The sequence below is a fragment of the Streptomyces durocortorensis genome (assembly GCF_031760065.1).
GTDB lineage: Bacteria > Actinomycetota > Actinomycetes > Streptomycetales > Streptomycetaceae > Streptomyces.
This window is the reverse complement of the sequence record NZ_CP134500.1, coordinates 4,924,499-4,947,988: the sequence shown is the minus strand read 5'-3', so window position 1 is coordinate 4,947,988 and position 23,490 is coordinate 4,924,499. Positions and strand designations below refer to the sequence as shown.

23 protein-coding genes are annotated in these 23,490 nt (G+C 69.9%); 15 read left to right on the top strand and 8 right to left on the bottom strand.

The features are described 5' to 3' along the window. The first annotated feature begins 305 nt into the window (after positions 1 to 305). The 6 genes from RI138_RS22110 (at position 306) to RI138_RS22085 (ending at position 7,241) form a co-directional block, all read left to right on the top strand. Positions 306 to 578, top strand: coding sequence for a CPCC family cysteine-rich protein (locus RI138_RS22110; protein WP_311121310.1), 273 nt, complete (start codon positions 306 to 308; stop codon positions 576 to 578). Between the two features lie 43 nt (positions 579 to 621). Continuing rightward, a complete protein-coding gene (locus tag RI138_RS22105) occupies positions 622 to 1,422 on the top strand; it encodes a HEAT repeat domain-containing protein (protein WP_311121309.1) in 801 nt (266 codons plus the stop codon). 392 nt (positions 1,423 to 1,814) lie between these two features. Further along, entirely contained in the window at positions 1,815 to 3,071 is a 1,257-nt protein-coding gene (locus RI138_RS22100; RefSeq protein ID WP_398863470.1) for a helix-turn-helix domain-containing protein, read from the top strand. 263 nt (positions 3,072 to 3,334) lie between these two features. Continuing rightward, positions 3,335 to 4,126: a toll/interleukin-1 receptor domain-containing protein gene (locus RI138_RS22095; protein ID WP_311121308.1), complete on the top strand. Its 792-nt coding sequence runs from the start codon at positions 3,335 to 3,337 to the stop codon at positions 4,124 to 4,126. Then, on the top strand, positions 4,123 to 6,138 hold the full coding sequence (locus tag RI138_RS22090; protein WP_311121307.1) for a hypothetical protein: 2,016 nt from the start codon (positions 4,123 to 4,125) through the stop codon (positions 6,136 to 6,138). Before RI138_RS22095 ends, RI138_RS22090 begins: the two co-directional genes overlap by 4 nt. Beyond that, a complete protein-coding gene (locus RI138_RS22085) occupies positions 6,135 to 7,241 on the top strand; it encodes a hypothetical protein (RefSeq protein WP_311121306.1) in 1,107 nt (368 codons plus the stop codon). Before RI138_RS22090 ends, RI138_RS22085 begins: the two co-directional genes overlap by 4 nt. Before the next feature lie 102 nt (positions 7,242 to 7,343). Here RI138_RS22085 and RI138_RS22080 read toward each other — a convergent pair whose 3' ends face one another. Then, positions 7,344 to 8,444 carry a hypothetical protein gene (locus RI138_RS22080; RefSeq protein ID WP_311121305.1) on the bottom strand — a complete coding sequence of 367 codons (1,101 nt, stop codon included), beginning with the start codon at positions 8,442 to 8,444 and terminating at the stop codon, positions 7,344 to 7,346. Between the two features lie 146 nt (positions 8,445 to 8,590). On the opposite strand from RI138_RS22080, the gene RI138_RS22075 reads away from it, so the two are divergent. Both RI138_RS22075 and RI138_RS22070 read left to right on the top strand, forming a co-directional pair. Then, positions 8,591 to 8,860: a type II toxin-antitoxin system Phd/YefM family antitoxin gene (locus RI138_RS22075; RefSeq protein WP_072483971.1), complete on the top strand. Its 270-nt coding sequence runs from the start codon at positions 8,591 to 8,593 to the stop codon at positions 8,858 to 8,860. After that, a complete protein-coding gene (locus tag RI138_RS22070; RefSeq protein WP_311121304.1) occupies positions 8,853 to 9,116 on the top strand; it encodes a type II toxin-antitoxin system RelE family toxin in 264 nt (87 codons plus the stop codon). The genes RI138_RS22075 and RI138_RS22070 overlap by 8 nt, the downstream gene beginning before the upstream one ends. Positions 9,117 to 9,199: 83 nt before the next feature. On the opposite strand, the gene ychF is transcribed toward RI138_RS22070, so the two are convergent. After that, the gene (ychF, locus tag RI138_RS22065) at positions 9,200 to 10,288 is read right to left on the bottom strand and encodes a redox-regulated ATPase YchF (RefSeq protein WP_096627200.1); all 1,089 of its coding nucleotides are present in this window, start codon (positions 10,286 to 10,288) and stop codon (positions 9,200 to 9,202) included. Positions 10,289 to 10,715: 427 nt separating this feature from the next. On the opposite strand from ychF, the gene RI138_RS22060 reads away from it, so the two are divergent. After that, on the top strand, positions 10,716 to 11,327 hold the full coding sequence (locus RI138_RS22060; protein WP_311122975.1) for a DUF6542 domain-containing protein: 612 nt from the start codon (positions 10,716 to 10,718) through the stop codon (positions 11,325 to 11,327). Between the two features lie 185 nt (positions 11,328 to 11,512). Here RI138_RS22060 and ppgK read toward each other — a convergent pair whose 3' ends face one another. Continuing rightward, positions 11,513 to 12,265 (bottom strand): polyphosphate--glucose phosphotransferase, encoded by a 753-nt coding sequence (gene ppgK, locus RI138_RS22055; RefSeq protein WP_311121303.1) that lies wholly within the window; start codon positions 12,263 to 12,265, stop codon positions 11,513 to 11,515. Positions 12,266 to 12,303: 38 nt separating this feature from the next. Beyond that, positions 12,304 to 13,344 carry a 4-hydroxy-3-methylbut-2-enyl diphosphate reductase gene (locus tag RI138_RS22050; RefSeq protein ID WP_398863464.1) on the bottom strand — a complete coding sequence of 347 codons (1,041 nt, stop codon included), beginning with the start codon at positions 13,342 to 13,344 and terminating at the stop codon, positions 12,304 to 12,306. A 96-nt stretch (positions 13,345 to 13,440) separates the two neighbouring features. Here RI138_RS22050 and RI138_RS22045 point away from each other — a divergent pair, with 96 nt between their 5' ends. The 4 genes from RI138_RS22045 (at position 13,441) to RI138_RS22030 (ending at position 17,267) form a co-directional block, all read left to right on the top strand. Then, complete coding sequence (locus tag RI138_RS22045) at positions 13,441 to 14,805, top strand: APC family permease (RefSeq protein WP_311122974.1); 1,365 nt, start codon at positions 13,441 to 13,443, stop codon at positions 14,803 to 14,805. 147 nt (positions 14,806 to 14,952) lie between these two features. Next, the gene (gene xseA / locus RI138_RS22040; RefSeq protein WP_311121301.1) at positions 14,953 to 16,164 is read left to right on the top strand and encodes an exodeoxyribonuclease VII large subunit; all 1,212 of its coding nucleotides are present in this window, start codon (positions 14,953 to 14,955) and stop codon (positions 16,162 to 16,164) included. Positions 16,165 to 16,229: 65 nt separating this feature from the next. Next, positions 16,230 to 16,490 carry an exodeoxyribonuclease VII small subunit gene (locus tag RI138_RS22035; protein ID WP_311121300.1) on the top strand — a complete coding sequence of 87 codons (261 nt, stop codon included), beginning with the start codon at positions 16,230 to 16,232 and terminating at the stop codon, positions 16,488 to 16,490. Positions 16,491 to 16,676: 186 nt separating this feature from the next. Further along, complete coding sequence (locus RI138_RS22030) at positions 16,677 to 17,267, top strand: malonic semialdehyde reductase (RefSeq protein WP_096627195.1); 591 nt, start codon at positions 16,677 to 16,679, stop codon at positions 17,265 to 17,267. A gap of 165 nt (positions 17,268 to 17,432) precedes the next feature. Here RI138_RS22030 and RI138_RS22025 read toward each other — a convergent pair whose 3' ends face one another. Continuing rightward, entirely contained in the window at positions 17,433 to 17,972 is a 540-nt protein-coding gene (locus tag RI138_RS22025) for a DUF4245 domain-containing protein (protein WP_096627194.1), read from the bottom strand. Positions 17,973 to 18,152: 180 nt separating this feature from the next. On the opposite strand from RI138_RS22025, the gene glpX reads away from it, so the two are divergent. Next, positions 18,153 to 19,184, top strand: a complete 1,032-nt coding sequence (glpX, locus tag RI138_RS22020; protein WP_030580130.1) for a class II fructose-bisphosphatase — start codon at positions 18,153 to 18,155, stop codon at positions 19,182 to 19,184. Between the two features lie 105 nt (positions 19,185 to 19,289). On the opposite strand, the gene RI138_RS22015 is transcribed toward glpX, so the two are convergent. Further along, complete coding sequence (locus RI138_RS22015) at positions 19,290 to 19,661, bottom strand: WhiB family transcriptional regulator (protein ID WP_096627193.1); 372 nt, start codon at positions 19,659 to 19,661, stop codon at positions 19,290 to 19,292. A gap of 173 nt (positions 19,662 to 19,834) precedes the next feature. Further along, the gene (locus RI138_RS22010; RefSeq protein WP_311121299.1) at positions 19,835 to 20,536 is read right to left on the bottom strand and encodes a DUF1707 SHOCT-like domain-containing protein; all 702 of its coding nucleotides are present in this window, start codon (positions 20,534 to 20,536) and stop codon (positions 19,835 to 19,837) included. A gap of 188 nt (positions 20,537 to 20,724) precedes the next feature. Here RI138_RS22010 and RI138_RS22005 point away from each other — a divergent pair, with 188 nt between their 5' ends. After that, a complete protein-coding gene (locus RI138_RS22005; RefSeq protein ID WP_311121298.1) occupies positions 20,725 to 22,392 on the top strand; it encodes a fumarate hydratase in 1,668 nt (555 codons plus the stop codon). Positions 22,393 to 22,449: 57 nt separating this feature from the next. Here RI138_RS22005 and RI138_RS22000 read toward each other — a convergent pair whose 3' ends face one another. Beyond that, a complete protein-coding gene (locus tag RI138_RS22000; protein ID WP_311121297.1) occupies positions 22,450 to 23,451 on the bottom strand; it encodes a LuxR C-terminal-related transcriptional regulator in 1,002 nt (333 codons plus the stop codon). Positions 23,452 to 23,490: the final 39 nt, after the last annotated feature.

Genomic DNA, 23,490 nt, shown 5'->3' with positions numbered 1-23,490 from the left:
GCCAGCACGGTCATACAGAAGGGGTCGGACTCGCCAGAGTCCGACCCCTTCTGGCCTGCTCGTTCGACGAACCTGGCCAACGTGGAGCAACGGAGCGACTACACGTTGAAGCGGAATGTCTGACGTCTGATCCTGACCTGCGGCGGAGCCCACTCCAGGGCTCTGACCTGGGATTTTATCGTTGTCATGCGTTGACTCCCGACGACCGTTTACGGGTGTCCTGCGGACTGGCTGCGGACTGCCCGGGGGTGCCGAGGCGGAGAAATCCATGGCGCACCGGCCGGACCTCCAACGAGACTGCGCAGGTGAGCGACCGCTACCCCTGTCCCTGCTGCGGGCACCGCGTGCTCGACGCCATGCCCGGCTCCTACGAGATCTGCCCCGTCTACTTCTGGGAGGACGACGGGGTCCAGTTCCGCTGGCCGACAACGTCCGTCGGGGCGAACAGGGTCTCCCTGATCGAGGCCCAGCTCAACTACCAGGACTTCGGCGCCTGCGACCAGCATGACCGGCAGTACGTCCGCCCTCCGCGGCCAAGGACGAGCCCCTCGACCCCGCCTGGCGCCCCATCGACCTGACGCGAGACTCCTTCGAGGACTGGGCGGCCGAGGACCGCGCCCCGTGGCCCGCCGACCGCTCGGTGCTCTGCTGGTGGCTCCCCACCTTCTGGCGCCTCGACCACCCGGCGTCAAGACCACCGACATCGAGAGACTCGTCCAGCAGCTCGACGGCAAGTCCGGCGAGTCCTACGACGCCCGCGCGGAACTGATCCACATCGGATCCGCCGCCACCCCCGCCATCCTCGACGCCCTCCCCTCCCGCGAGGGCTTCGGACAACTGACCGCCATCGAGGTCTTCGAGGAGGTCGCCGACCCCCGCTGCGGCCCCGCCCTGGTCACCCTGCTCGACAGCGACAACCCCACCGTCCGTCAGTGGGCGGCCACGGCCCTGGCGGGCCTGGAGATCGAGGATGCGGTCGAGCCCCTGTGCTGCGCCTACCGCGCCTGCCTGGAGCGGCAGACTCCACCCGACGAGTCCGAACCCGTCGCCATCCGCTGGGCCCTGACCGATCTCGGCGCCCGCAGCCCCGTCGTCCCCTCCCTGACCACCCGACTGCAAGCCGGTACCGGACCGGACAGCCCCGGCTGGCCCTCGGCCCACTTCGCGGAGATCATCGACGACCTGGCCGACCACTCCCAACTGATCCTCTACTCACAGTTCTGGCGAGTGGACGCTGGCCACACGTACGGCGTCTCCGGCACCGGCCTCGACTGGCTGCTCGACTGGACCGCGCCCTGGGAGCACCTGGTCGAGGAAGCCCGCACCTGGTCCCTTCTGGAAGCCACCGAAGCCCCCGTCGCCGACAACATCTTCGTCGCTCCCACCTGGATCGACCGCACCGACCTACACCCGGAAAGGTGACCTCATGCCGTTCCAGCGCCCCGAGGAAATCGGCTACGGCCACGTGATCGAGCGCTACGTGACGAGGAAGGACTCGGACCACCCGCGCTACCGCGAGCTGAAACACGGTCGCGCCATGCGACCCGGGTGGCCACACGCCGAACGCTTCGGCACGTTCCGCGATCGCGGTCCACCCCCACGCTTCGTCCCGATCGTGGGTCGAAACCGGTCACTCCAAGGAACCGACGGGGAACAACGGAGAAACGAAGGAGGCAACGGGCAACACCGCCGAACCCCGATTCTCCAGGCGCGCGTCGTGCCACACTCGCTTTCAGATGCGAAGCGAAACGATGCCGTCACAGCAGGTGTTCGCCGTCGGGTTTCGTGTCGACCGGTGATCCAAGGGGAGGTTGATGATGAGCACGACTTTACGTTTTGGCCCGGAACTTCGCCGCTTACGAATAGAAGCGGGACTGACTCTGACTGAGTTCTCCGAGGCGCTCAACTATGACAAGGGGCACCTCAGCAAGGTCGAGCGCGGGGAGCGTTCCGCGTCCTCCGAACTGGCCCGGCGGTGCGACGCCTTCCTCGGCGCGGACGGCGAGCTGCAGCGACTGGTCACCCGTCCCGAGACAGACTCGGACTCGGGCAACGCCGAATCCTCGGCCGCTCCGAGCCGCTGGCTCGTCGGGCGCCGGGCGGTCCTCTCCGCGGGTACGGGAGCGCTGATCGACCTCGGCCTGAAACTCGGCGGTCAAGCGCTACCCTCCACCGACGACCCCCTCCTGCCAACCTTCCGCATGCAGTTCGACCACCTGCGGAAGCTCGGTCAGTCCACCGCACCCAAGATCCTGCTGCCTTTGCTGGAGACGCAGACCCACATGATCACCGGGCTGGCTGCCGACGCCCGGTCCGTTTCTCGGGCCCCTGCGCTCGTGCTCGCCTCGCGGTTCGCGGAGTTCACCGGCTGGATGGCCCAGGAGGCCGGGGACAGTGAAGCGGCACTCGACTGGACCGGCGAGGCCGCCGAACTGGCGCGCGCCGGGGGTGACCCGTACCTCGGTTCCTACGCACTGGTGCGACGCGCCCTGGTCACGATGTACGGCGGGGACGCCGCTGGCACCATCGCCCTGGCCCGCCGCGCCCAGAGCAACGAACTCCCGCCGCGTATCCGGGGACTCGCGGCCCAACGGGAGGCCCAGGGGCACGCGCTCGTCGGCAACGAAGTCGACTGCCTCCGCAGCCTAGACAGGGCGCGGGAACTCCTCGCCGGCGACGACGCCCGCAAGGGCGCCGAGCCCGTGATCGGCACCTCCCATGTGAGCGATCCTGCGGAGATGTCGACCGGCTGGTGCCTGCACGACCTCGGCCACCCCAAGGCCGCCGCCGAGGTACTCGACCGGGAGTACCACCGCCTCCCGCCGCACGCGCTGCGCACCCGCGCCCGGTACGGCTTCCGCAGGTCCCTGGCCCATGCCGCTTCCGGAGAGGTCGAGCACGCGTGCACGATCGCCGCGGAGCTGCTCGGCGTAATGCCAGCCGTTCCGTCGGCGACGGTAAACAGCGACGTTCGGCGTCTCGCACGGGAACTTTCCCGGTTCCGGAGCAGCAGCGCCGTACGTGATCTGCAGCCCGCGCTGGCACGCGTACTCGCCCCCGCGCACGACTGACAGCCGCTCCCCGACCGACACCGGCTCGAGCCGCCCGGCTCGCCGGATCTGCGGTCCCGGTCCCGGTCCATCCGGACCTGCGGACCTTCTGATCCCCGACTGACGCATCACGCCGAGTGGCCCTCGCTTCCTTCGGGCTGCCCGCGACCCGTGACCCGCCGGGTCGGCGCACCCCCCTGCGTACGCGTCCGATGGCTGCGCCATGCCGCCACGAGGTCGCACCCCCATCTCCGTCCTCCGTTCCTCTCACGAAGGGAATCCGCATGTCCGACGTTTTCATCAACTACCGCACAGGCGACGAGGAATCCGCCGCGGCCCTGATCGCCCGGGAACTCGTCCGGCGGTTCGGCCGCGAGCACATCTTCTTCGCCAGCAATTCGATCGAGCTCGGACACCGCTTCCCGGCGGAACTGGACGGGGCGGCGGAGAAGTGCGACGCGCTCATCGCGGTGATCGGCCCGCGCTGGACAGAAGTCCTGGGGCCCGACGGACGCCCCGCCCTCGAAGCTGAGCAGGACTGGACCCGCCGCGAGATCCGGACCGCGCTCGACCGCGGAATCCTGGTCATCCCCGTGCTCGTCGGAAAGGCCACGCGGATCGACCGCGTCATCCTCCCGGAAGACCTGCGTGAGCTGGCGGACTGCCAGTACAAGCGCTTCGACCACCGCAACAGCGACGCGGACCTAGCGGTGCTCGGCGACGCCCTCGCCCGGCAGCTGCCCGAGCTGGGCGCGGTGGACCGCGACGCCTCCGCTGCGCGGGACAGGGCGCAGACGAAGTCCCGCAAGGGGTCGGCCAAGGACGCGGGGCATACCAGGATGCGGACGCGCGACGTCGAGCAACGTGTGCGCGGCGGCATCGGAAACCTCAACGGCGACCTCGGCACATTCGTCAACGAGCCGCAGGGGCCGGTGAACACCGGTCCGGGGCCTCAGTACAACGCCCCCCACTTCGACGGCGACAACACTGGGGTCCAGTTCACCGCGGGCGACAACAGCGGCACGGTGCACCAGCGCTTCGAGCGCGAGCGCCGGCCCTCGGACGATCGACGATGACCGCGCAGGACCGCGTCACCGTCAACGATGCCCGTGGCCCCGTGAACAACGGCCCGGGGCCTCAGTACGTCTTCTACGGCGCCCGAGCTGCGCGGAGGATCCGCAGAAGTGCGGAACCACTGCGGATCGTCCGCGAGGACCGGTTGCATCTGGCCGACCGGTTCGCCCCGCCGGTGAACTACCGCGTCGCCGCCGACCGCCTGGAGAAACCCGGCTCGGTGGTGCTGCTCGACGCCCAGCCCGGCACCGGCCGTCGCGCCGCGGCGATCATGCTGCTGCACGAGCTCGGTGAGGACGACGACACCGATGCGGGAGACGTCCGGTTCGAGGAGCTTCCCACCCCGGACAGGCCCAGGGACAAGGACGGGGACAAGGACGGGGACGCGCGACCTGCTGCCCCCGGTCCGGGGGACCGCTTCCTCCTCGACCTCTCCCGGGTCGCCGACGAGGAGGCGTACACCGAAGCCCAGCGCCGCTTGGCCGGGCTCCGGACACAGGTCCAGGAAGCCCGGGCCCACTTGGTCGTCGTTCTGCCCTCGGGCATGACGCACGCCCATCCGCCGGAGCTCGCACCGCACACGGTGACGCTGGAACGCCCGCGGGGCATCGCCGTCATCACCCGGCACCTCCGGATGGACCTGATGCCCTTCAGCCCCGCGGACCTGGAGCGCCCCGACCTCCGGCTGCTGTACGACCGCTCCCCCATGCGGGAACTGGCGCGGCTAGCGGGCCTGGTGAGGACCGCTCGCGACAGCGGCCGGTTCGGCACCGACTTCGCGAGCTGGCTCGACCAGGCCCTGCGCGCGGTGACCGACCGCGCCACCGAGGTGGGCCAGCGAGTGGCCACGGCCCGTACCGCGCCCGAGCGGGCCCTATTGCTCGCGGCGGCGGTGTTCGAGGAAGCGCACGCCGACACCGTCCACGAGGCGTGGCGCGGCCTGCTGAAGACGGTGGGGCACGAGGACGAGGCGGCCACCGAGCTCGCGCGGATGGATTTCGGGCAGCGGTTGACGGCCCTCGGAATCGAGCGGGACCCGGACGGACGGCTCCGCTTCAAGCAACTGGCCTACGCCGACGCGGTACGGACGTACTTCTGGGCGAACTTCCCAGGGCTGCGCGACAAGCTCGCGGAATGGATCGGCGTGGCCGCCGGGCTTCCCGGTCTGACCACCGACGACCAGATGAACATCGTCGTCCGCTTCGGCGAGCGATCGCTGGCCGCCGGTCGACCCGACCACCTCTTCGACCTCGCGGCCCGGTGGGCGAACGGCGGAACCGGGGCGTCCAGCGACCCGCGAACCGTAGCGGCCCTCGAACTCGGCCTCAGTCACGAGGGGTTCGGGGTCTGGTTCCGCCGACGGATGTACGACTGCGTGAACTCCAACTCCTTGTCGGACGGCCTCGTCCGCGCCCTGACCGCCGCGTGCGTCCAGAGTCTCGCCTTAACCCACCCCGATCAGGCCGTGGTGCGGCTGCGGCACCTCGCCGTACGGGAAGGGGAGGCTGCCCGCGCGGCCGGGGAGGCACTCTTCGGGCTCGTCGGCAACGATCACCGGCTGTACCGGTTACTGATGGACCGTCTACGGGTTCCGGCGCGCCGGGACTCCCGCGCGGCCGAGCCCCCTCTTCGGCTCCTCACCGAGCTGTTGAGCAGCGATCGGGTACCGGACCCGCCACGGTGGCCGGACCTGTTCCTGGGCTGGGAGACGGTGTTCTCCCAGCCACCGACGAAGCTCTGGAACCGCCTGGTGAAGAGCTGGCTCGACACCGTGGCGTGCGACCGTACGCGCGAAATGGCGCTGGACGTGATGGTCAGGGCGGCTCACGGGCGCACGATTGCCCTCCACCGCCTCTATACCATCGCCTGCGACTGGGCGGGCGAGGCCCGCGACCCGGCCCGGACTGCCGTCGCCGCCCGCTTGTGGCAGCACATCGACCAGGCGCAGTACGCCCGCGCCGACCGTACGCAGCGTGCGGGCACTGGACCACGGACCACGGAAGAGGCACGATGAGACACCGCTTTCTCAGCCTGCCGTTCGTCGCGCTCTGCGGCCTGACACCGGTTGTGCTCGGCAACCTGCTGCACTGGTCGGTCTGGCTCTGGGGCTTCATGTCCGTGGTCACCGCCTCGGGCTCGCTGCTGCTCGTCATGACGCTCCAGGGTGGAGGCCGCGTGCCAGCCGCCTCGTACGAGAGCGAAGCCGGGCAACCCGAGCCGCCCGCGGCGCCCACGGAGCAGCCCTACCAGGAAACCCGGGTGATCGACGCGGCGCTGCCGAGCGCCGTGGACGGCTACGACTTCCTCTTCTCCGCAACCGTGTGGTGGCGGCCGGTCCTCGACCACACCGGCCGGTCCGACGGGGCCTCCCCGGCCCTCGCCGTGTCCGCGGTCGTCAGCCGGGCCCTCGAGATCGTCCGTCGCGAGCAGCCCGGCCGAGCGAGCTTCGCGCGGTTCTTCCTGGAGGGAGAGTTGAGCGTCCCGCTCCCCGACCGGAGCGGACGGGTGATGGCCCTGGCGGCCGACGCGACGCTGGCCCTCGCCCCCGCCGACCGCGAGCGCCTCCGGAAGCTGAGCGACCTGCGCAAGGACGAGGAGATCTGGGAGTACGAGCGCCAGCACGAGCGCAACAAGCGGCGCTACCTCGGTGACGACGTGCTCCAGAGCGCGGGCAGCGCGGTGGTCTGGTGGCTGGCCCGGCACGAGAACGAGATCGAGAAGGCGGTCGACATGATCGGCCCGCTCGCCCAGATCGCCGCGGCCGCCAACGACGAGGAGGTGCCCGAACTCTTCCGCCACTTGCTCGTCCCAACCGCGAGCGCGCGGAGCGGAGTGACCGACGGCGGCCATCTGTGGAACGACCCCGGCCCGGGAGTAGGGCCCTTCGACCGCGAGGCGGAGGTCGGGGCCGCCGACCGGCTGGTACTGCTGCTGGCGGCGGTGGGCGTGAAGCCTGACATGGACGAGTACACGGTGCTCGTGAACCGTGTCGTAATGAGCTTGGAGATGGCCGAGCTGTACGAGGCCGCCGACGAGATCAGACGGACCCTCCTCCCGACGCCCGACCAGGGCGACGGCGCGGCTCGCGAACAGACCGAGGACGAGGACGAAAGCTGATCCGGCAGCCAGGTAAGCCCACGGGGGCTCGACTCCGAAGAACCGGGCCCCGTGGGCGCGTCAGAGAGCTGCGTCCAGCACGTATCCAGCACGGCCGAAGCCTCATGAAAACCGACCTCGTTGAGCGAGCTCCACCTCCGTATGGGTTTCCGCACCAGTGCCTGGAACTGCGGAAGTCGTGCCCACCTGAGCCGGAGGCCGGCACCCTCCAAGAAACCCGTAGCGATCCATTACGGTCCATGCGCAGGCGGCAAACACCGACAGCATGGCGGAGAGGCAGGCGGACTCTAGTCCGAGGCTCTGGAACCCGAGCGCAACACCGGAACAGACCGAAAAAGCCAGGAACACCACGCCGGCCGCTTGCCAGGATTTGAAGGTCCTCCCTCCCTCCAGGACATCAACCACTGCGCCATCGTCACCGACCAAGCTCAGCGGCTCTTGGCGAGCCAGGGCATTCATCAGGTCGACGACCCTGCTCGCCAGGGCCGCCAGCTGACGCCGGTCCGCCAGCACGGAATCAATCGCTTCAGCGAACGCGCGATCAAGAATCATCGCCTGGGCGACATCTCTCGCACGCCCCTGAGCACATCGCGGTAGCCCGAACCGCGCGTAACACACCAGTGCCCTTCGCAGCCTCCTCACACACCGCACGAGGTCAACTGTGCTCGTGGTTCGCGGCTGCCGATGGTGAGTGCCGCAGGCGAGCAGTACATCGACCGCGGCGCGATATAGGTTCGCCTCCGCAGAGCCACGGCGCATCGCGATGTCGGACAACCGGACATGCAGCACCACGAGCCACTGAAGCGACCAGCTGGGCAGGAGCACCCACAGAAGAGCCTGTAGGTGCGACTCGGCTGCTGCTGCAAGCATGAGCCCCAATGTCAACGCCGTCAGCGCCAGGAGCGCCAGCACCCATGACGACCACCATTCGCCGCGCTCCGCCAATCGCCACCTCATCAGCACCGCGCGCAGCCAACGGTCGGGCGGCTGAACGCCGAGGCGCAGAAGAGACGCCTGCGACTTCTGTACCAGTTCCTCGACGTGCCGCCGGGCCCGTCGATGTGGCGCGTGGAACCGCCGCAGCCACGCCCCCGGACGATGCACAGGGAATGCGAGCAGCGGGACGTCGGCTAGCAGCCTCCCGCCGATACAGACCGCGGCCACACTGAAGATTGACGCGTATAGCGGCGCCAAGACGATCACGCTTGTGACCTCACAAACGATAAGGGGAAGAGAGTGAACTGCTCCCGGAGCTCTGTCCCCGGAATCAGCCACCCAATCGGCGGCTCATCCCAACGAGTGCACGCAACCAGATTGTGTACACATGACACACTCGGTACCCTTGAGGCATGACTCAGCCGCTGCCCATAGAGTCCATCCGCGACGTACGCGCTCACTTGGCCGAAGTCGTCGAACGGGCCGACCGCGACGACATGCCCACTGTCATCACCCGTCGCGGCAAGCAGGTCGCCGCCGTGGTCTCGATCGAGGTGCTGCGCAAGTACCAGGAGTGGGAAGAGCGCGAGATCAACCGCATCATCGACGAGCGCATGGCGAGCCCGGCCGCCGGCGTCCCGATCGAGGACGTGATGAGGGAGACACTGGCACGCAGTGAGTGACTACCGCACGACGTTCCGTCCCGAGGCCCAGGCCGAGCTTCGCAAGATCCCGCGCGACATGGCGCTTCGCATCCTGGCCAAACTGACAGAGCTGGAGAGCGACCCCTTCGGCTTCAACACCACCGCACTCGTATCCCAGCCTGAGCGCCGCCGCCTACGAGTCGGCGACTATCGCGTCGTCTACACCATCGACAATGGGGAACTAGTGGTGTGGGTCGTACACGTCGGACACCGCTCCACGGTCTACGACACGTAACCGCTCCAGGTTCTGCGGACTGCTGCGGACAGCACAACGGCCTGACCTGCCTTCTCGCAGGTCAGGCCGTTATTCACGTCCAATCAGACGTTGAAGCGGAACTCCACCACGTCCCCGTCCTGCATCACGTAGTCCTTGCCCTCCATGCGGGCCTTGCCCTTGGCGCGGGCCTCGGTGACCGAGCCGGTTTCCACCAGGTCATCGAAGGAGACGATCTCCGCCTTGATGAAGCCCTTCTGGAAGTCGGTGTGGATCACACCGGCCGCCTCCGGGGCCGTGGCGCCCTTCTTGATGGTCCAGGCCCGGGCTTCCTTGGGGCCTGCCGTGAGGTAGGTCTGGAGGCCCAGGGTCTCGAAGCCGACGCGGCCGAGGGTGGCGAGGCCGGGTTCTTCCTGGCCCATGGACTGGAGCAGTTCGAGGGCCTCGTCGTCGTCCAGTTCGATCAGCTCGGACTCGATCTTGGCGTTCAGGAAGATCGCCTCGGCGGGGGCGACCAGGGCGCGCTGTTCGTTCTTGAAGTCCTCGTCGACCAGCTCGTCCTCGTCGACGTTGAAGACGTAGAGGAAAGGCTTGGTGGTGAGCAGGTGCAGCTCGTGGAGGAGCTTGCCCTTCTCGGTGCCCGCCGAGATGCCTGCGGCGAACAGGGTCTGGCCGGTCTCCAGGATCTTCTTCGCCTCCTCGACCGCGGCGAGGACCGCGACCTTCTCCTTCTGGAGGCGGGACTCCTTCGTCAGGCGCGGGACGGCCTTCTCGACGGACTGGAGGTCAGCGAGGATCAGCTCGGTGTTGATCGTCTCGATGTCGTCCTTCGGCGAGACCTTGCCGTCGACGTGGACGACGTTCTCGTCCTTGAAGGCCCGGATGACCTGGCAGATCGCGTCGGACTCGCGGATGTTCGCGAGGAACTTGTTGCCCAGGCCCTCGCCCTCCGAGGCGCCCCGGACGATGCCCGCGATGTCGACGAAGTCGACCGTCGCCGGGAGGAGCCGCTGGGAACCGAAGATCTCCGCGAGCTTGTTCAGGCGCGGGTCCGGGACGCCGACCACGCCGACGTTCGGCTCGATCGTGGCGAACGGGTAGTTGGCCGCCAGCACGTCGTTCTTGGTCAGGGCGTTGAACAGGGTCGACTTGCCGACATTCGGCAGACCGACGATTCCGATCGTGAGCGACACTTTGGCGACTTCCTGGAGTGAGGAGGGGGTCAGGGGCGTCCGGGTCCGGCTCGGCCGTTCGGGCCGGGTCCCGGAGTGGACCGATTCCCCAGTTTACGGGCCTGCCCCGCGGGCCCGAACAGTGCGGCTTTCCGGCTCCTCCCGCCGGCCCGAACAGTGCGGCCTTCCGGCCCCTCCCGCCGGCCCGAAACAGTGCGGCTTTCGGCCGTGTGACATCGAACGCAACCCCAAGGTCGGCCAAAGCGCGTGTCCATCGCCTGATTCCCCCCGTCCCGCGACCTACGTTGGGCAGGTGGAGCAGCACAGGACACGTCCCCCGCAGCGCCGGCCGTCCCCGCGGGCCGCGACCGCCCCGCCCGCGCCCGGTGCGTCCGCGCCGCCTCCGCCGGGTGGTTCCTTCGGTGAGAGTTCCGCCGTCTACCGGGTGCTGGGCAGGCCCGGAGGGCGGGCGCGTGCCGTGCCGCCCGTGGTCCTCGCGCTGCGGCGGTTTCCCAATCCCCGGCTCACCGGGATCGGGGCCGGGCTGTTCGCCGCCCTCACCATGTTCGTGCTCGCCTGTATCGACCGGTTGCTCTTCGGCGGCTCCGAGCTTGTGTACGGACTCCTCTTCCTGCCCGTGAGCGCGCTGACCGCGCTCTGGGTCAGGCCCGCCGACCTGGTCACCGCCCCGATCAGCGTGCCCATCGCCTTCGCCGTCGGGATCTTCCCGATCTCCGGGGGCTCCGACGGCTTCGGCGGGCAGGTCATGGGCCTGGTGACCGCCCTCGCCGTCCACGCCGGCTGGCTGTACGGAGGAACCCTCGTCGCGGGCCTCATCGCCTCCGTACGCAAGGTGCGGCAGATGCGTGCCCGGCGGCGGTATCTGCTCTCCCAGAGGTGGGGCGGCGGGCCGGGGAGAGCTCCCCGTGCTGCCTCTGCCGGCACCGGTACGGCCGCCACCGCGGCCGCCACCGCTGGTGCGGTCGGTGCTCGTGCCGGTGCCTCCAAGCCGGTACGCGCCGGGGCGGGGCCGACCTCACGCCGTTCCCAGCGGGGCTGACTGCGGTGTCCGCGCGGCCCTGAGGCCCCAAGTGGTCCATGCCTCAGGTCCCTCTGTCCGAGGCCCCTGCCTCAGGTCCCTGCCTCGTTGTCCGTGCGGCGGCGTTGTCCGTGCGGCGGCTCCGGAGTTCCCACGCGACCATCTCCGTACGGTCCGAGGGGCCCTGCCGCGGCCCCTCACCTGCCTCAGGGCCGCCCGTGCGCCGTGCCCGCCGCCGCCATCGCCGCTCCCACGATCCCCGCGTTGTTCTGCAGCTGCGCCGGCACCATCTCCGCCCGCACCTTCTCGATCAGCGGCAGGAACTTCTCCGCCTTGCGGCTCACGCCGCCGCCGATGATGAACAGCTCGGGCGAGAACAGCATCTCCACATGGCGCAGGTACTTCTGGACCCGGTGCGCCCAGTGCTGCCAGCTCAGATCCTCGTCCTCCTTGGCCTTCGTGGAGGCGTGCTTCTCCGCGTCGTGGCCGTTCAGCTCCAGGTGGCCCAGCTCGGTGTTGGGGACGAGGACGCCGTCGGTGAAGACCGCGCTGCCGATGCCCGTGCCGAACGTCAGCACGATGACCGTGCCCTTACGGCCCTTGCCCGCGCCGAAGGTCATCTCGGCGACCCCGGCCGCGTCCGCGTCGTTCAGGATCGTGACGGGCTGCCCGATGCGCTCGCCCAGCAGCGTGCGGGCGTCCGTGTCGATCCAGCCCTTGTCGACGTTGGCCGCGGTGCGGGTGACCCCGTCCGTGACCACCCCCGGGAACGTGATGCCGATGGGGCCCGACCAGTCGAAGTGACCGACCACCTCGGCCACGCAGTCGGCCACGCCCTTGGGCGTGGCCGGGTGCGGTGTCAGCACTTTGTGGCGTTCCTGCGCCAGGTCTCCGCGGTCCAGGTCCACGGGAGCGCCCTTGATCCCGGATCCGCCGATGTCCACGCCGAAGATCTCCATGGAATCCACCGTACGGGCAGGCCGGGCCCCTTGCCCGGCTACTCGGCGGAAAGGGCGGCTGCCTCGGCGCGCAGGTCGCGGCGGAGCTCCTTGGGGAGCGAGAAGGTGATCGACTCGTCGGCCGTCTTCACCGTCTCCACGTCCGCGTAACCGCGCTCCGCGAGCCACTCCAGGACCCCGTCGACCAGCACGTCCGGCACCGAGGCACCGGAGGTCAGGCCGACCGTGGTCACGCCCTCCAGCCATGTCTCGTCGATCTCGCTCGCGAAGTCGACCAGGTGGGCGGCGGGGGCGCCCGCGTCGAGGGCGACCTCGACCATGCGAATGGAGTTCGAGGAGTTCTTGGAACCGACCACGATGACCAGTTCGGCGTCCTCGGCCAGCTTCTTCACCGCGATCTGGCGGTTCTGCGTGGCGTAGCAGATGTCGTCGCTGGGCGGCGAGAGGAGGTTGGGGAACTTCGACTTCAGCGCGTCGACCGTCTCCATCGTCTCGTCGACGGAAAGGGTCGTCTGGGAGAGCCAGACGACCTTCGACTCGTCGCGGACCTCGACGTTCGCGACGTCCTCGGGGCCGTCGACGAGCTGGATGTGGTCGGGGGCCTCGCCGGAGGTGCCGATGACCTCTTCGTGGCCCTCGTGGCCGATCAGGAGGATGTCGTAGTCCTCCTTGGCGAACCGGACGGCTTCCTTGTGGACCTTGGTGACCAGCGGGCAGGTCGCGTCGATGGTGGCGAGCTTGCGCTCGGCGGCCTCCGCGTGGACGGTGGGCGCGACTCCGTGCGCGGAGAACATCACGATGGAGCCCTCGGGCACCTCCGCGGTGACGTCCACGAAGATCGCGCCCTTCCTCTCCAGGGTCTGCACGACGTACTTGTTGTGCACGATCTCGTGGCGGACGTAGATCGGGGCCCCGTACTGCTCCAGGGCCTTCTCGACGGCGATCACGGCACGGTCCACGCCCGCGCAGTAGCCACGGGGTGCGGCGAGCAGGACACGGCGGGTGTTACTGCGGCGCGTAGCGCCTCCGCTCGGGGCGGCGGCGGGTGACGGGCTGGGCGTTGCAGTCATGCGTCCCATCGTAAGGCCGTGCCGAACAGGCGCCACGACGTCCCGGTGGAGAGACTGGTGGTCGCGGGTGAGCGGTTGGTGCCGGACGGTGATGGTGGAGGGTTCATGACGTCGGTCTCCGGAAGCAGCGTCGAGGCGGGGCGGCTGCGGCGGACGCTCGGGTTCCGGGATCTCGTCGTCTACGGGCTGCTCTTCATCGCCCCCATGGCCCCCGTCGGGGTGTTCGGCACCCTGGACGCGAAGTCCGGCGGCGCGGTCGCGCTCGTCTACCTCGTGGCGACCGTCGTCATGGCGTTCACCGCCTTCAGTTACGCCCAGATGGTCCGGGTCGCCCCGCTGGCCGGTTCGGTGTTCACATATGCGCGGAAAGGGCTCGGGGAAGGACCCGGGTTCATCGCCGGGTGGATGGCGATGCTCGACTATCTGCTCATCCCCGCCGTCGCCTATCTCTTCTCCGGGATCGCGATGAACGCCCTGGTCCCGGAGGTCTCGCGGTGGGTGTGGACCGCGCTCGCGGTGCTCGTGACCACGCTGCTCAATCTCTGGGGCGTGCGGGCGGCCGCCCGGGTCGGCTTCGCCGTGCTGGCCATGGAGATCGTGGTGCTGCTGGTGTTCGTGGTGTCGGCCGTGGTCGTCCTCGTACGGGACGGGGCGCAGCGCGGCTGGCTGACACCGCTGACCGGGGACACCGCGTTCTCCATGGCGGCGGTGCTGGGGGCCGTGTCGATCGCCGTGCTGTCGTATCTGGGCTTCGACGCCATCGCCTCCTTCGCCGAGGAGGTGACGGGCGGCTCGCAGAAGGTGGCGCGGGCGGTGCTCTTCTGTCTGGTGCTCGCCGGAGTGCTGTTCGTCGTCCAGACCTACCTGGCAGCACTGCTGGAGCCGACGAGCTCGGCGGAGCTGGCCGCGGATCCGGCGGCCCAGGGGTCGGCCTTCTACGACGCCGTCGACGCCTCCGTCGGGACCTGGCTGCATGACCTGGTCGCGGTCAGCAAGGCGATCGGCGCCGCGTTCGCCGCGCTGGCGGGGCAGGCGGCCGCCGGGAGGCTCGTCTTCGCGATGGCCCGGGAGCGGCGGCTGCCGGCCGTCCTCGCGAAGGTCGACCCGAAGTCGGGCGTGCCGCGGCTCGCGATCCTGGGCACGGCGGCCGTGACGATGGTGGCCGCCGTGTGGGCCGCCCGGCGCGACGACGGCCTGGACCATCTGGTCTCCGTCGTGGACATCGGTGCGCTCACCGCGTTCGTGATGCTGCACGCGTCGGTGGTCGGCTGGTTCGTCATCCGCCGGATGGCAGGGCCGCCGGTGTGGTGGCGGCACGTCCTCGTCCCGGTGTTCGGCGCGGGCATCCTGGTCGCGGTCATCGTGGAGGCGACGACGAGCGCCCAGTTGGTGGGGCTCTGCTGGTTCGGCGTGGGGCTGGTGGTGCTGGCCGTACAAGGGGCGGGCGGTCGGAGCCGTACGGGGAGGTGAACGGTCGGTTCGGGGTCGTACGGAGACGTGTGCGGCCGGTCCGGGGGCGTACCCGTCGGGTCCTGCCCCGAGGCGAGCCTCCGGTTCCGTGCCGTACGGGCGCGCGGCCCCCTCGTCCTGTCGGTGGCTGCCGATACGCTCGCCCGTATGGCTCTCAACACGTCCGCCGAAGCACCGCTGCCCGTCGGTGAGGTGTCACGGCTCATCGGAGGGTGGATCGACCGGCTCGGTGCCATCTGGGTGGAGGGGCAGATCACCCAGCTGTCGCGGCGGCCGGGGGCCGGGGTCGTCTTTCTGACCCTGCGCGATCCGTCCCACGACATCTCCGTGAGCGTGACCTGCTTCCGGCAGGTCTTCGACCGGATCGCCGATGTGGTGACGGAGGGCGCACGCGTCGTCGTCCTCGCCAAGCCCGAGTGGTACGCGCCCCGGGGGCAGCTGTCGCTGCGGGCCACGGACATACGGCCGGTCGGGATCGGCGAGCTGCTCGTGCGGCTGGAGCAGCTGAAGAAGTCGCTCGCCGCCGAGGGGCTCTTCGCGCTGGACCGCAAGAAGCCGCTGCCGTTCCTCCCCCAGCTCATCGGGCTGGTCTGCGGACGGGCCTCCGCCGCCGAGCGCGACGTCCTGGAGAACGCCCGTCGTCGCTGGCCCGCCGTGCGCTTCGAGGTCCGCAACACCGCCGTGCAGGGGGTGAACGCGGTCGCTCAGGTGGTGCAGGCGGTCGAGCAGCTGGACGCGCTGCCCGAGGTGGACGTGATCGTGGTGGCCCGGGGCGGCGGCAGCGTCGAGGACCTGCTGCCGTTCTCCGACGAGCAGCTGGTCCGGGCCGTGGCTGCCTGCCGTACGCCGGTGGTCTCCGCGATCGGGCACGAGCCCGACTCCCCGCTGCTGGACCTGGTGGCCGACCTGCGCGCCTCCACGCCCACGGACGCGGCCAAGAAGGTCGTCCCCGACGTGGGCGAGGAGCTGGAGCGGGTACAGCAGCTGCGGGACCGGGCACTCCGGACCGTACGGGGCATCCTGGACCGCGAGGAGCGCGGGCTCGCGCACGCGCTGGGCCGTCCCGCGATGGAGCGCCCGCAGAGGCTGGTGGACGAGCGCGAGGCCGAGGTGGACGCGCTTCTCGGGCGCAGCCGCCGGGTGCTGGGCCATCTGCTGGACCGGGCCGAGTCGGAGCTCTCGCACACCCTCGCCCGGGTCGTATCGCTGTCACCGGCCGCGACGCTGGAGCGGGGGTACGCGGTGCTCCAGCGGCCCGACGGCCATGTGGTGCGCTCCCCCGACGAGGCCGGGGCCCCCGGCGAGCCGCTGCGGGCGCGGGTGTCGGAGGGCGAGTTCACGGTGCGGGTGGACGGGTGAGGCCCGCGGACACGAAGCCTCCGCGGAACGGTGGGGCACAGGACGACAGACCTAGGGTGGATCACATGACGGACGACAGTACGGCGGCGGCTGCCGCGACGGGCACGCTCGGGTACGAGCAGGCGCGCGACGAGCTGATCGAGGTCGTACGCCGGCTGGAGGCGGGCGGCACGACGCTGGAGGAGTCGCTGGCCCTGTGGGAGCGGGGCGAGGAGCTGGCCAAGGTCTGCCGGCACTGGCTTGAGGGTGCCCGGGCGCGGCTGGACGCCGCGCTCGCCCGCCCGGAATCCGGCTCCGGCGGCTCCGGCACGGCCGCCGACGGCTGAGCACCTCAACGGCCCTACCTCTCAGAGACGCGGGCAGGCGGGCGGGCGCAGGCCGTTCACCTGCCCGCAAGGCTCTCGGCCTGTGGAGTGGATCACTCTCACACCGATTTAGTTGAAAGTTAACCTATTCCTGGCTTACGGTCGGTGCATCGCCAACCCCTGCTCCGCCTGGAAGGTACACACCAAATGTCGCTCGTTCTCGACCCCGCCGCTCAGGACCTCCTCTTCCGCGAGGCCCGCACCGCCAATACCTTCACCGACGAGCCGGTGACCGACGAGCAGGTCCAGGCGATCTACGACCTGGTCAAGTTCGGCCCGACCGCCTTCAACCAGTCGCCGCTGCGCGTCGTCCTGGTCCGCTCCGCCGAGGGCCGCGAGCGCCTGGTGCAGCACATGGCCGAGGGCAACCGCCCGAAGACCGCCACCGCCCCGCTGGTCGCGATCCTCGCCGCCGACAACGAGTTCCACGAGGAACTCCCGGCGCTGCTTCCGCACTTCCCGCAGGCGAAGGACCTCTTCTTCTCCGAGCGCCCGGCCCGTGAGTCCGCCGCCGGTCTCAACGCCGCGCTCCAGGCCGCCTACTTCATCATCGGTGTCCGGGCCGCCGGTCTGGCCGCCGGCCCGATGACCGGTTACGACGCCGCGGGCATCCAGAAGGAGTTCCTGGACGGCGACCACACCCCGCTGATGGTCGTCAACATCGGCAAGCCGGGCGAGGACGCCTGGTTCCCGCGCAGCCCGCGCCTCTCCTTCGACGAGGTCGTCACGACCGTCTGAGCGCGGATCGCTCGCCCGTCCGGAGAGCCGCCGTACGCGTCCGTACGCCGAGGGGCCCCTGAACACACGATGTTCCGGGGCCCCTTCGTGCGTGAGTACGACTCGTGGGCGGCCCCGGCGCAGCCCGTGGTGCCCGCGGGGCCCCTTCGCAGTTGCGTACCCCGCTCAGGGAGCCGCCGCCTCCGTCTTCAGCGCGGCGGCCATCTCGATCAGGCTCTCCTTGGGCGCCGAGCCCGTGACCACGGTGGTGTGGCCCTTCTCCTGGAGAACGAGGGCGTTGTACTTCGGGCCCTCCCAGACCTGCCACGTGCGGCCCGCGACCGCTTCGGTGGCCCCGGTGTCCTTGGCTTTGTGAGTGACCTCGGGGACGTACTCGCGCGCGGGAGTGATGGACTGCTCGACCGCGACGTACCTGCGGTCCGGGTCGAGGAAGCCGAGGTGCCAGGCCTTGCCCGCGGTTCTGTCGTACGTCACGGACGTGGCCTTCCACTTCTCGGGCAGCCCTTCCGGCGCGGCCACCGGGTAGGGCGCGGTCGTGCGCACCGTCGCCAGTTCCACGGAGAAGTCGACGGCCTTGATCGGGTCGGCGTTCTCGTCGTGCGGAATGAAGATGTAGATGACGCCCGCACAGGCGGCGGTCACCAGGGTCGACAGGAGCATGTTCCTGGCCGTCTGCTTGCCTCGCTTGCTTGCCACGGGGTCCATGGTGGCACGCACCCTCGCGCGCCCGGACGCAGGGTGGGGTGGGGCAGGGGTGGGGCGGTGTCCGGCGGGCGGGTCACCCAGCGTGCTCATGCGTGACCCGCTCTGCTCATTTTATCGACCTACCGATAGAGTCACAGCACCCTCATATCCGGTCGTCGCCGTACAGAAAGGTGCGCTCCGATGTCCGAGCATCATCTGCCGTCCCAGCTAGAGGTCTCCCCGGAGGCCCCCGACCGCAACCTGGCCCTGGAGTTGGTCCGGGTCACCGAGGCCGCCGCCATGGCCGCCGGGCGCTGGGTGGGCCGCGGCGACAAGATCGGCGCCGACGGCGCCGCCGTGAAGGCCATGCGGACCCTCGTCTCGACCGTCTCGATGAACGGCGTCGTCGTCATCGGCGAGGGCGAGAAGGACGAGGCCCCCATGCTGTTCAACGGCGAGCGGGTCGGCGACGGCACCGGCGCCGAGGTCGACATCGCCGTCGACCCGATCGACGGCACCACGCTCAACGCCAAGGGCATGCCGAACGCCATCGCCGTGCTGGCGGCCGCCGACCGCGGCGCGATGTTCGACCCGTCCGCGGTCTTCTACATGGACAAGCTGGTCACGGGGCCCGAGGCGGCGGACTTCGTCGACATCAACGCACCCGTGTCGGTGAACATCCGGCGCGTCGCGCGGGCGAAGAACTCCACGCCCGAGGACGTCACCGTGGTCATCCTGGACCGCCCCCGCCACGAGGGCATCGTCAAGGAGATCCGCGAGACGGGTGCGCGGATCAAGTTCATCTCCGACGGCGATGTCGCGGGCTCGATCATGGCGGCCCGCGAGGGCACCGGCGTCGACCTGCTCATGGGCATCGGCGGCACACCCGAGGGCATCATCTCGGCGTGCGCCATAAAGTGCCTCGGCGGCGTCATCCAGGGCAAGCTCTGGCCCAAGGACGAGGCCGAGCGGCAGCGCGCGCTGGACGCGGGCCACGATCTGGACCGGGTGCTGTCGACCGACGACCTGGTCAGCGGCGACAACGTGTTCTTCGTGGCGACGGGGATCACCGACGGTGAGCTGATGCGCGGTGTGCGGTACCGCGCGGAGACGGCGACCACCGAGTCGATCGTGATGCGCTCGAAGTCCGGCACGATCCGGACCATCAGCTCGACGCACCGGCTGTCGAAGCTGCGCGCCTACAGCGCCATCGACTTCGACCGCGCGAAGTAGCTCCGCGAGCGAGGGGGCCGAGGGACGCGGGCGGAGATGCGGCGGGGAGGGGGTGCGGGAGCGACGAATCGCTGCCGCACCCCCTCCCGTACGTTCTCCGTGCCTTCAGCCCGCCGCGGCTATGTGCTCGGCAGTCGTCGCGGCCGTCAGCTCGATGTCGCGCCGGCGGCGCCGGGCCAGGGCCACCCGGCGTTCGGCGGCGGTGAGCCCGCCCCACACCCCGTACGGCTCGGGCTGCATCAGCGCGTGCTCCCGGCACTCCACCATGACCGGACAGCGGGCGCAGACGCGCTTCGCGGCCTCCTCGCGGGCCAGCCGGGCGGCGGTCGGTTCCTTCGACGGGGCGAAGAACAGGCCCGCTTCGTCACGGCGGCAGGCCGCCTCCGAATGCCAGGGGCCCGCATCGTCCTCCCGAGCGGGGGTCCGCTGGGCCGGAACGGCGGCGACCTGCAGAGGCTGATGCGGCGGTTGCAGCACGGTCTACTCCTGACGACGGCTACGGCTTCGCGAGCGAGAGACGATGCAGCACTCCCTACCCGCTGTGCGTACGCCTATGCACTGCGTGGCACCGACGCGCTACGCGGCACAATGCGCCCGCGCAGCACACTGGCCGATTAACGCCGGTTAACGGCGTGCCCGTCGCACGGCATTCAGTGACCGAAGTGTTTGCGCAGCCGCTTCTGGAGGTCCGCGACGAACTTGCCCCGCTTGGGCTTCGCCTCCACGCTCCCGAACACGGAATAGCCGTTCACGACGACGACCGGTGCTTCCGGATCGGCCGATTCGAGCGTCTTCACCTCGAAACTGCCGAACACGCCCGTTCCGTTGCCGCGCAGCGAGATGTTCTCCGGGACCCTGATCTCGACGCTGCCGAAGATGGACGTCGCGTTGATGACGGTGAAGCGTTGGCCGAAAAGCGCTTCGGTCAGATCGATCTCCACGCTGCCGAAGAGCGCGAAGGCGTTCGTCCGGCCGCCGACCCGCCAACGCCCCTTACGGACGGAGCTGCTGAAGACCGCGACGAGATTGTCCGCGGGGCCGTCCGGGGCCTCGGGGCCGTAGCTGTACGGGCGGGGGCCCGGCCGCTCGGCGGCGGGGGCGGAGGACGCGGGCAGGTCACGGACCAGCGGCTGGAGTTCGCCGACGGTCTTGGCGCGGTAGACCAGATCGACCCGCTCCGCGTGCTCGTCCGCCGTCAGACGGCCCTCGGCCATCGCCTCCCGCAGGATGTCCGCGATCCGGTCGCGGTCCGCGTCGGAGGCGCGCATGCCGTCGGCGTCCGCGGCGGCGGTCGGCGGAGCGGTCGGCACTGTCGGCGCGGCGGGCTGCTGAGGCTGCTTCTCCAGATCCACCGTCCCAGCCTACCCAAACGCGATAGATCGCGACTACCCCTTCAACCGGCGTGCCCCACGGGCCGGGAACCCCGGCGGATTCCAGGTGAGCCTTACCTCACAGGATCGGCGCCGTGGCGGCGTTCTACCCTGGTTGATGCGCTGCCCAAGGGAGGTCAGCCGCTGTCGCCGAGTGAGGAATGGCCGTAATGCCAGAGTTTGCGTACTCCGATCTGCTCCCCCTGGGAGAGGACACCACGCCGTACCGCCTGGTGACCGCCGAGGGTGTCTCCACCTTCGAGGCCGACGGCCGTACGTTCCTCAAGGTCGAGCCGGAGGCGCTGCGCACGCTGGCCGCCGAGGCGATGCACGACATCTCGCACTACCTGCGCCCGGCCCACCTGGCGCAGCTGCGGCGGATCGTCGACGACCCGGAGGCCTCCTCCAACGACAAGTTCGTGGCGCTGGACCTCCTGAAGAACGCGAACATCGCCGCCGCGGGCGTCCTGCCGATGTGCCAGGACACCGGTACGGCGATCGTCATGGGCAAGCGCGGGCAGAACGTGCTGACCGAGGGCGGTGACGAGCAGGCCCTGTCGCACGGGATCTACGACGCGTACACCAAGCTCAACCTGCGCTACTCGCAGATGGCCCCGCTGACCATGTGGGACGAGAAGAACACCGGCTCCAACCTCCCGGCCCAGATCGAGCTGTACGCCACCGACGGCGGCGCGTACAAGTTCCTCTTCATGGCGAAGGGCGGCGGCTCGGCCAACAAGTCGTTCCTCTACCAGGAGACGAAGGCCGTCCTGAACGAGGCCTCCATGATGAAGTTCCTGGAGGAGAAGATCCGTTCGCTGGGGACCGCGGCCTGCCCGCCGTACCACCTGGCGATCGTGGTCGGCGGCACCTCGGCGGAGTTCGCGCTGAAGACCGCCAAGTACGCCTCCGCGCACTACCTGGACGAGCTGCCCGCCGAGGGCTCCCCCACCGGGCACGGCTTCCGGGACAAGGAGCTGGAGGAGAAGGTCTTCGAGCTGACGCAGAAGATCGGCATCGGCGCGCAGTTCGGCGGCAAGTACTTCTGCCACGACGTGCGTGTGGTGCGACTGCCCCGGCACGGCGCCTCGCTGCCCGTCGCCATCGCCGTCTCCTGCTCGGCCGACCGCCAGGCCACCGCGAAGATCACCGCCGAGGGCGTCTTCCTGGAGCAGCTGGAGAAGGACCCGGCGCGCTTCCTCCCCGACACCACCGACGAGCACCTCGACGAGGCCGGGGATGTCGTGAAGATCGACCTCAACCGGCCGATGGACGAGGTGCTGGCCGAACTGACCAAGTACCCGGTCAAGACCCGGCTCTCGCTGACCGGCCCGCTGGTCGTGGCCCGTGACATCGCGCACGCCAAGATCAAGGAACGCCTCGACGCGGGCGAGGAGATGCCGCAGTACCTGAAGGACCACCCGGTCTACTACGCCGGTCCGGCGAAGACGCCCGAGGGCTACGCCTCCGGCTCCTTCGGCCCGACGACGGCCGGCCGCATGGACTCCTACGTCGAGCAGTTCCAGGCGGCGGGCGGCTCGAAGGTGATGCTCGCCAAGGGCAACCGCAGCAAGCAGGTCACCGACGCCTGCGGTGCGCACGGCGGCTTCTACCTCGGCTCGATCGGCGGCCCGGCGGCCCGCCTCGCGCAGGACTGCATCAAGAAGGTCGAAGTCGTCGAGTACGAGGAGCTCGGCATGGAGGCGGTCTGGCGCATCGAGGTCGAGGACTTCCCCGCGTTCATCGTCGTCGACGACAAGGGCAACGACTTCTTCACCGAGCCCGCCCCGGCTCCGACGTTCACGAGCATTCCGCTGCGGGGGCCGGGTCTGGGCTGACCCGTCGCGCAGCCTCCGTGGGGGCCCGTCCGTCCGGACGGGCCCCCACGGCGTTCCTCAGTCGTCCAGCAGGCCCGACGTCGCCACCAGATAGCCCAGTTGGGCCCTGCTGGTGCTGCCCAGCTGCTCGGAGACCTTACGCATGTGCTCGGCCACGCTGCGGCGGCTCAGGCCGATCCGGCGGCCGATGGCGGCGTCCGTCTCGCCGTTCACCACGGCCTGGAGGATGGCCCGTTGGAGGTCGGAGGTGACCACGGGGGTACGCAGCGGCGCGCGTTCGGGGCGGACCGGGACCGCCCGGGCCCAGGCCTCGTCGAAGTGGCGCACCAGGAAGCGGACCAGGGACGGGTGCTGGACGCGCAGCGCGTGGTGCGGCTCGTCGGAGAACGGGATGAAGGCGAGGTCCCGGTCGAAGACTATGAACCGGTCGACGACCTCGGCCAGCGTCCTGATCTCGGCGCCCTCGGCGGTCACCTGGTCGATGTAGTCGAGCGTGGTGCGGTCCGAGCGGACGGTGTGCTGGTAAAGGGTGCGCTGCCGGATGCCGCGGCGCAGGTTGCCCAGGTCACGCGGGAGGGACTCCGCCAGGACGTGGGCCGGGCGGCCGCCGCCGGGATGGGCCGTACGGACCTCGGTGCGGCAGCCGCTGACCCCGGCGTCCAGCGCCTTGCTGATGACGGCCTCCCCGGAGAGCCGGGTGAGGGCGGGGCGTTCCTGGCGGTGCACATCGGCGTACAGGCCCTCGAAGGCGGCGAGGGTGGCGCGGGCGGACCGCAGGGTGCGGCGCTGCTCGACGATCGCTTCCTCGATCGGGGCGAGCGCGGCGAAGGACGCCGTCTCCGGCGGTACGGGAATGAGTCGGCCGGGCGCTTTCCGGTCGGCCACGAGGAGGTGCAGGGCGCGCAGGCAGGGCGGCGCCGTCCCGGCCGGAAGGCTGCCTTCCGTCAGCGCACGCCGATAGGTCGCGAGCGCCGCCTCGCAGGGTTGTTCCGGTATCGACCGGTCCGACGGTGATTCACGGCAATCACATACCGGTGAGAGGGAATGATCGTCCTTCACAAGGATGCAGATTACCTTTGTGCAATCGGGAGTCTGCCG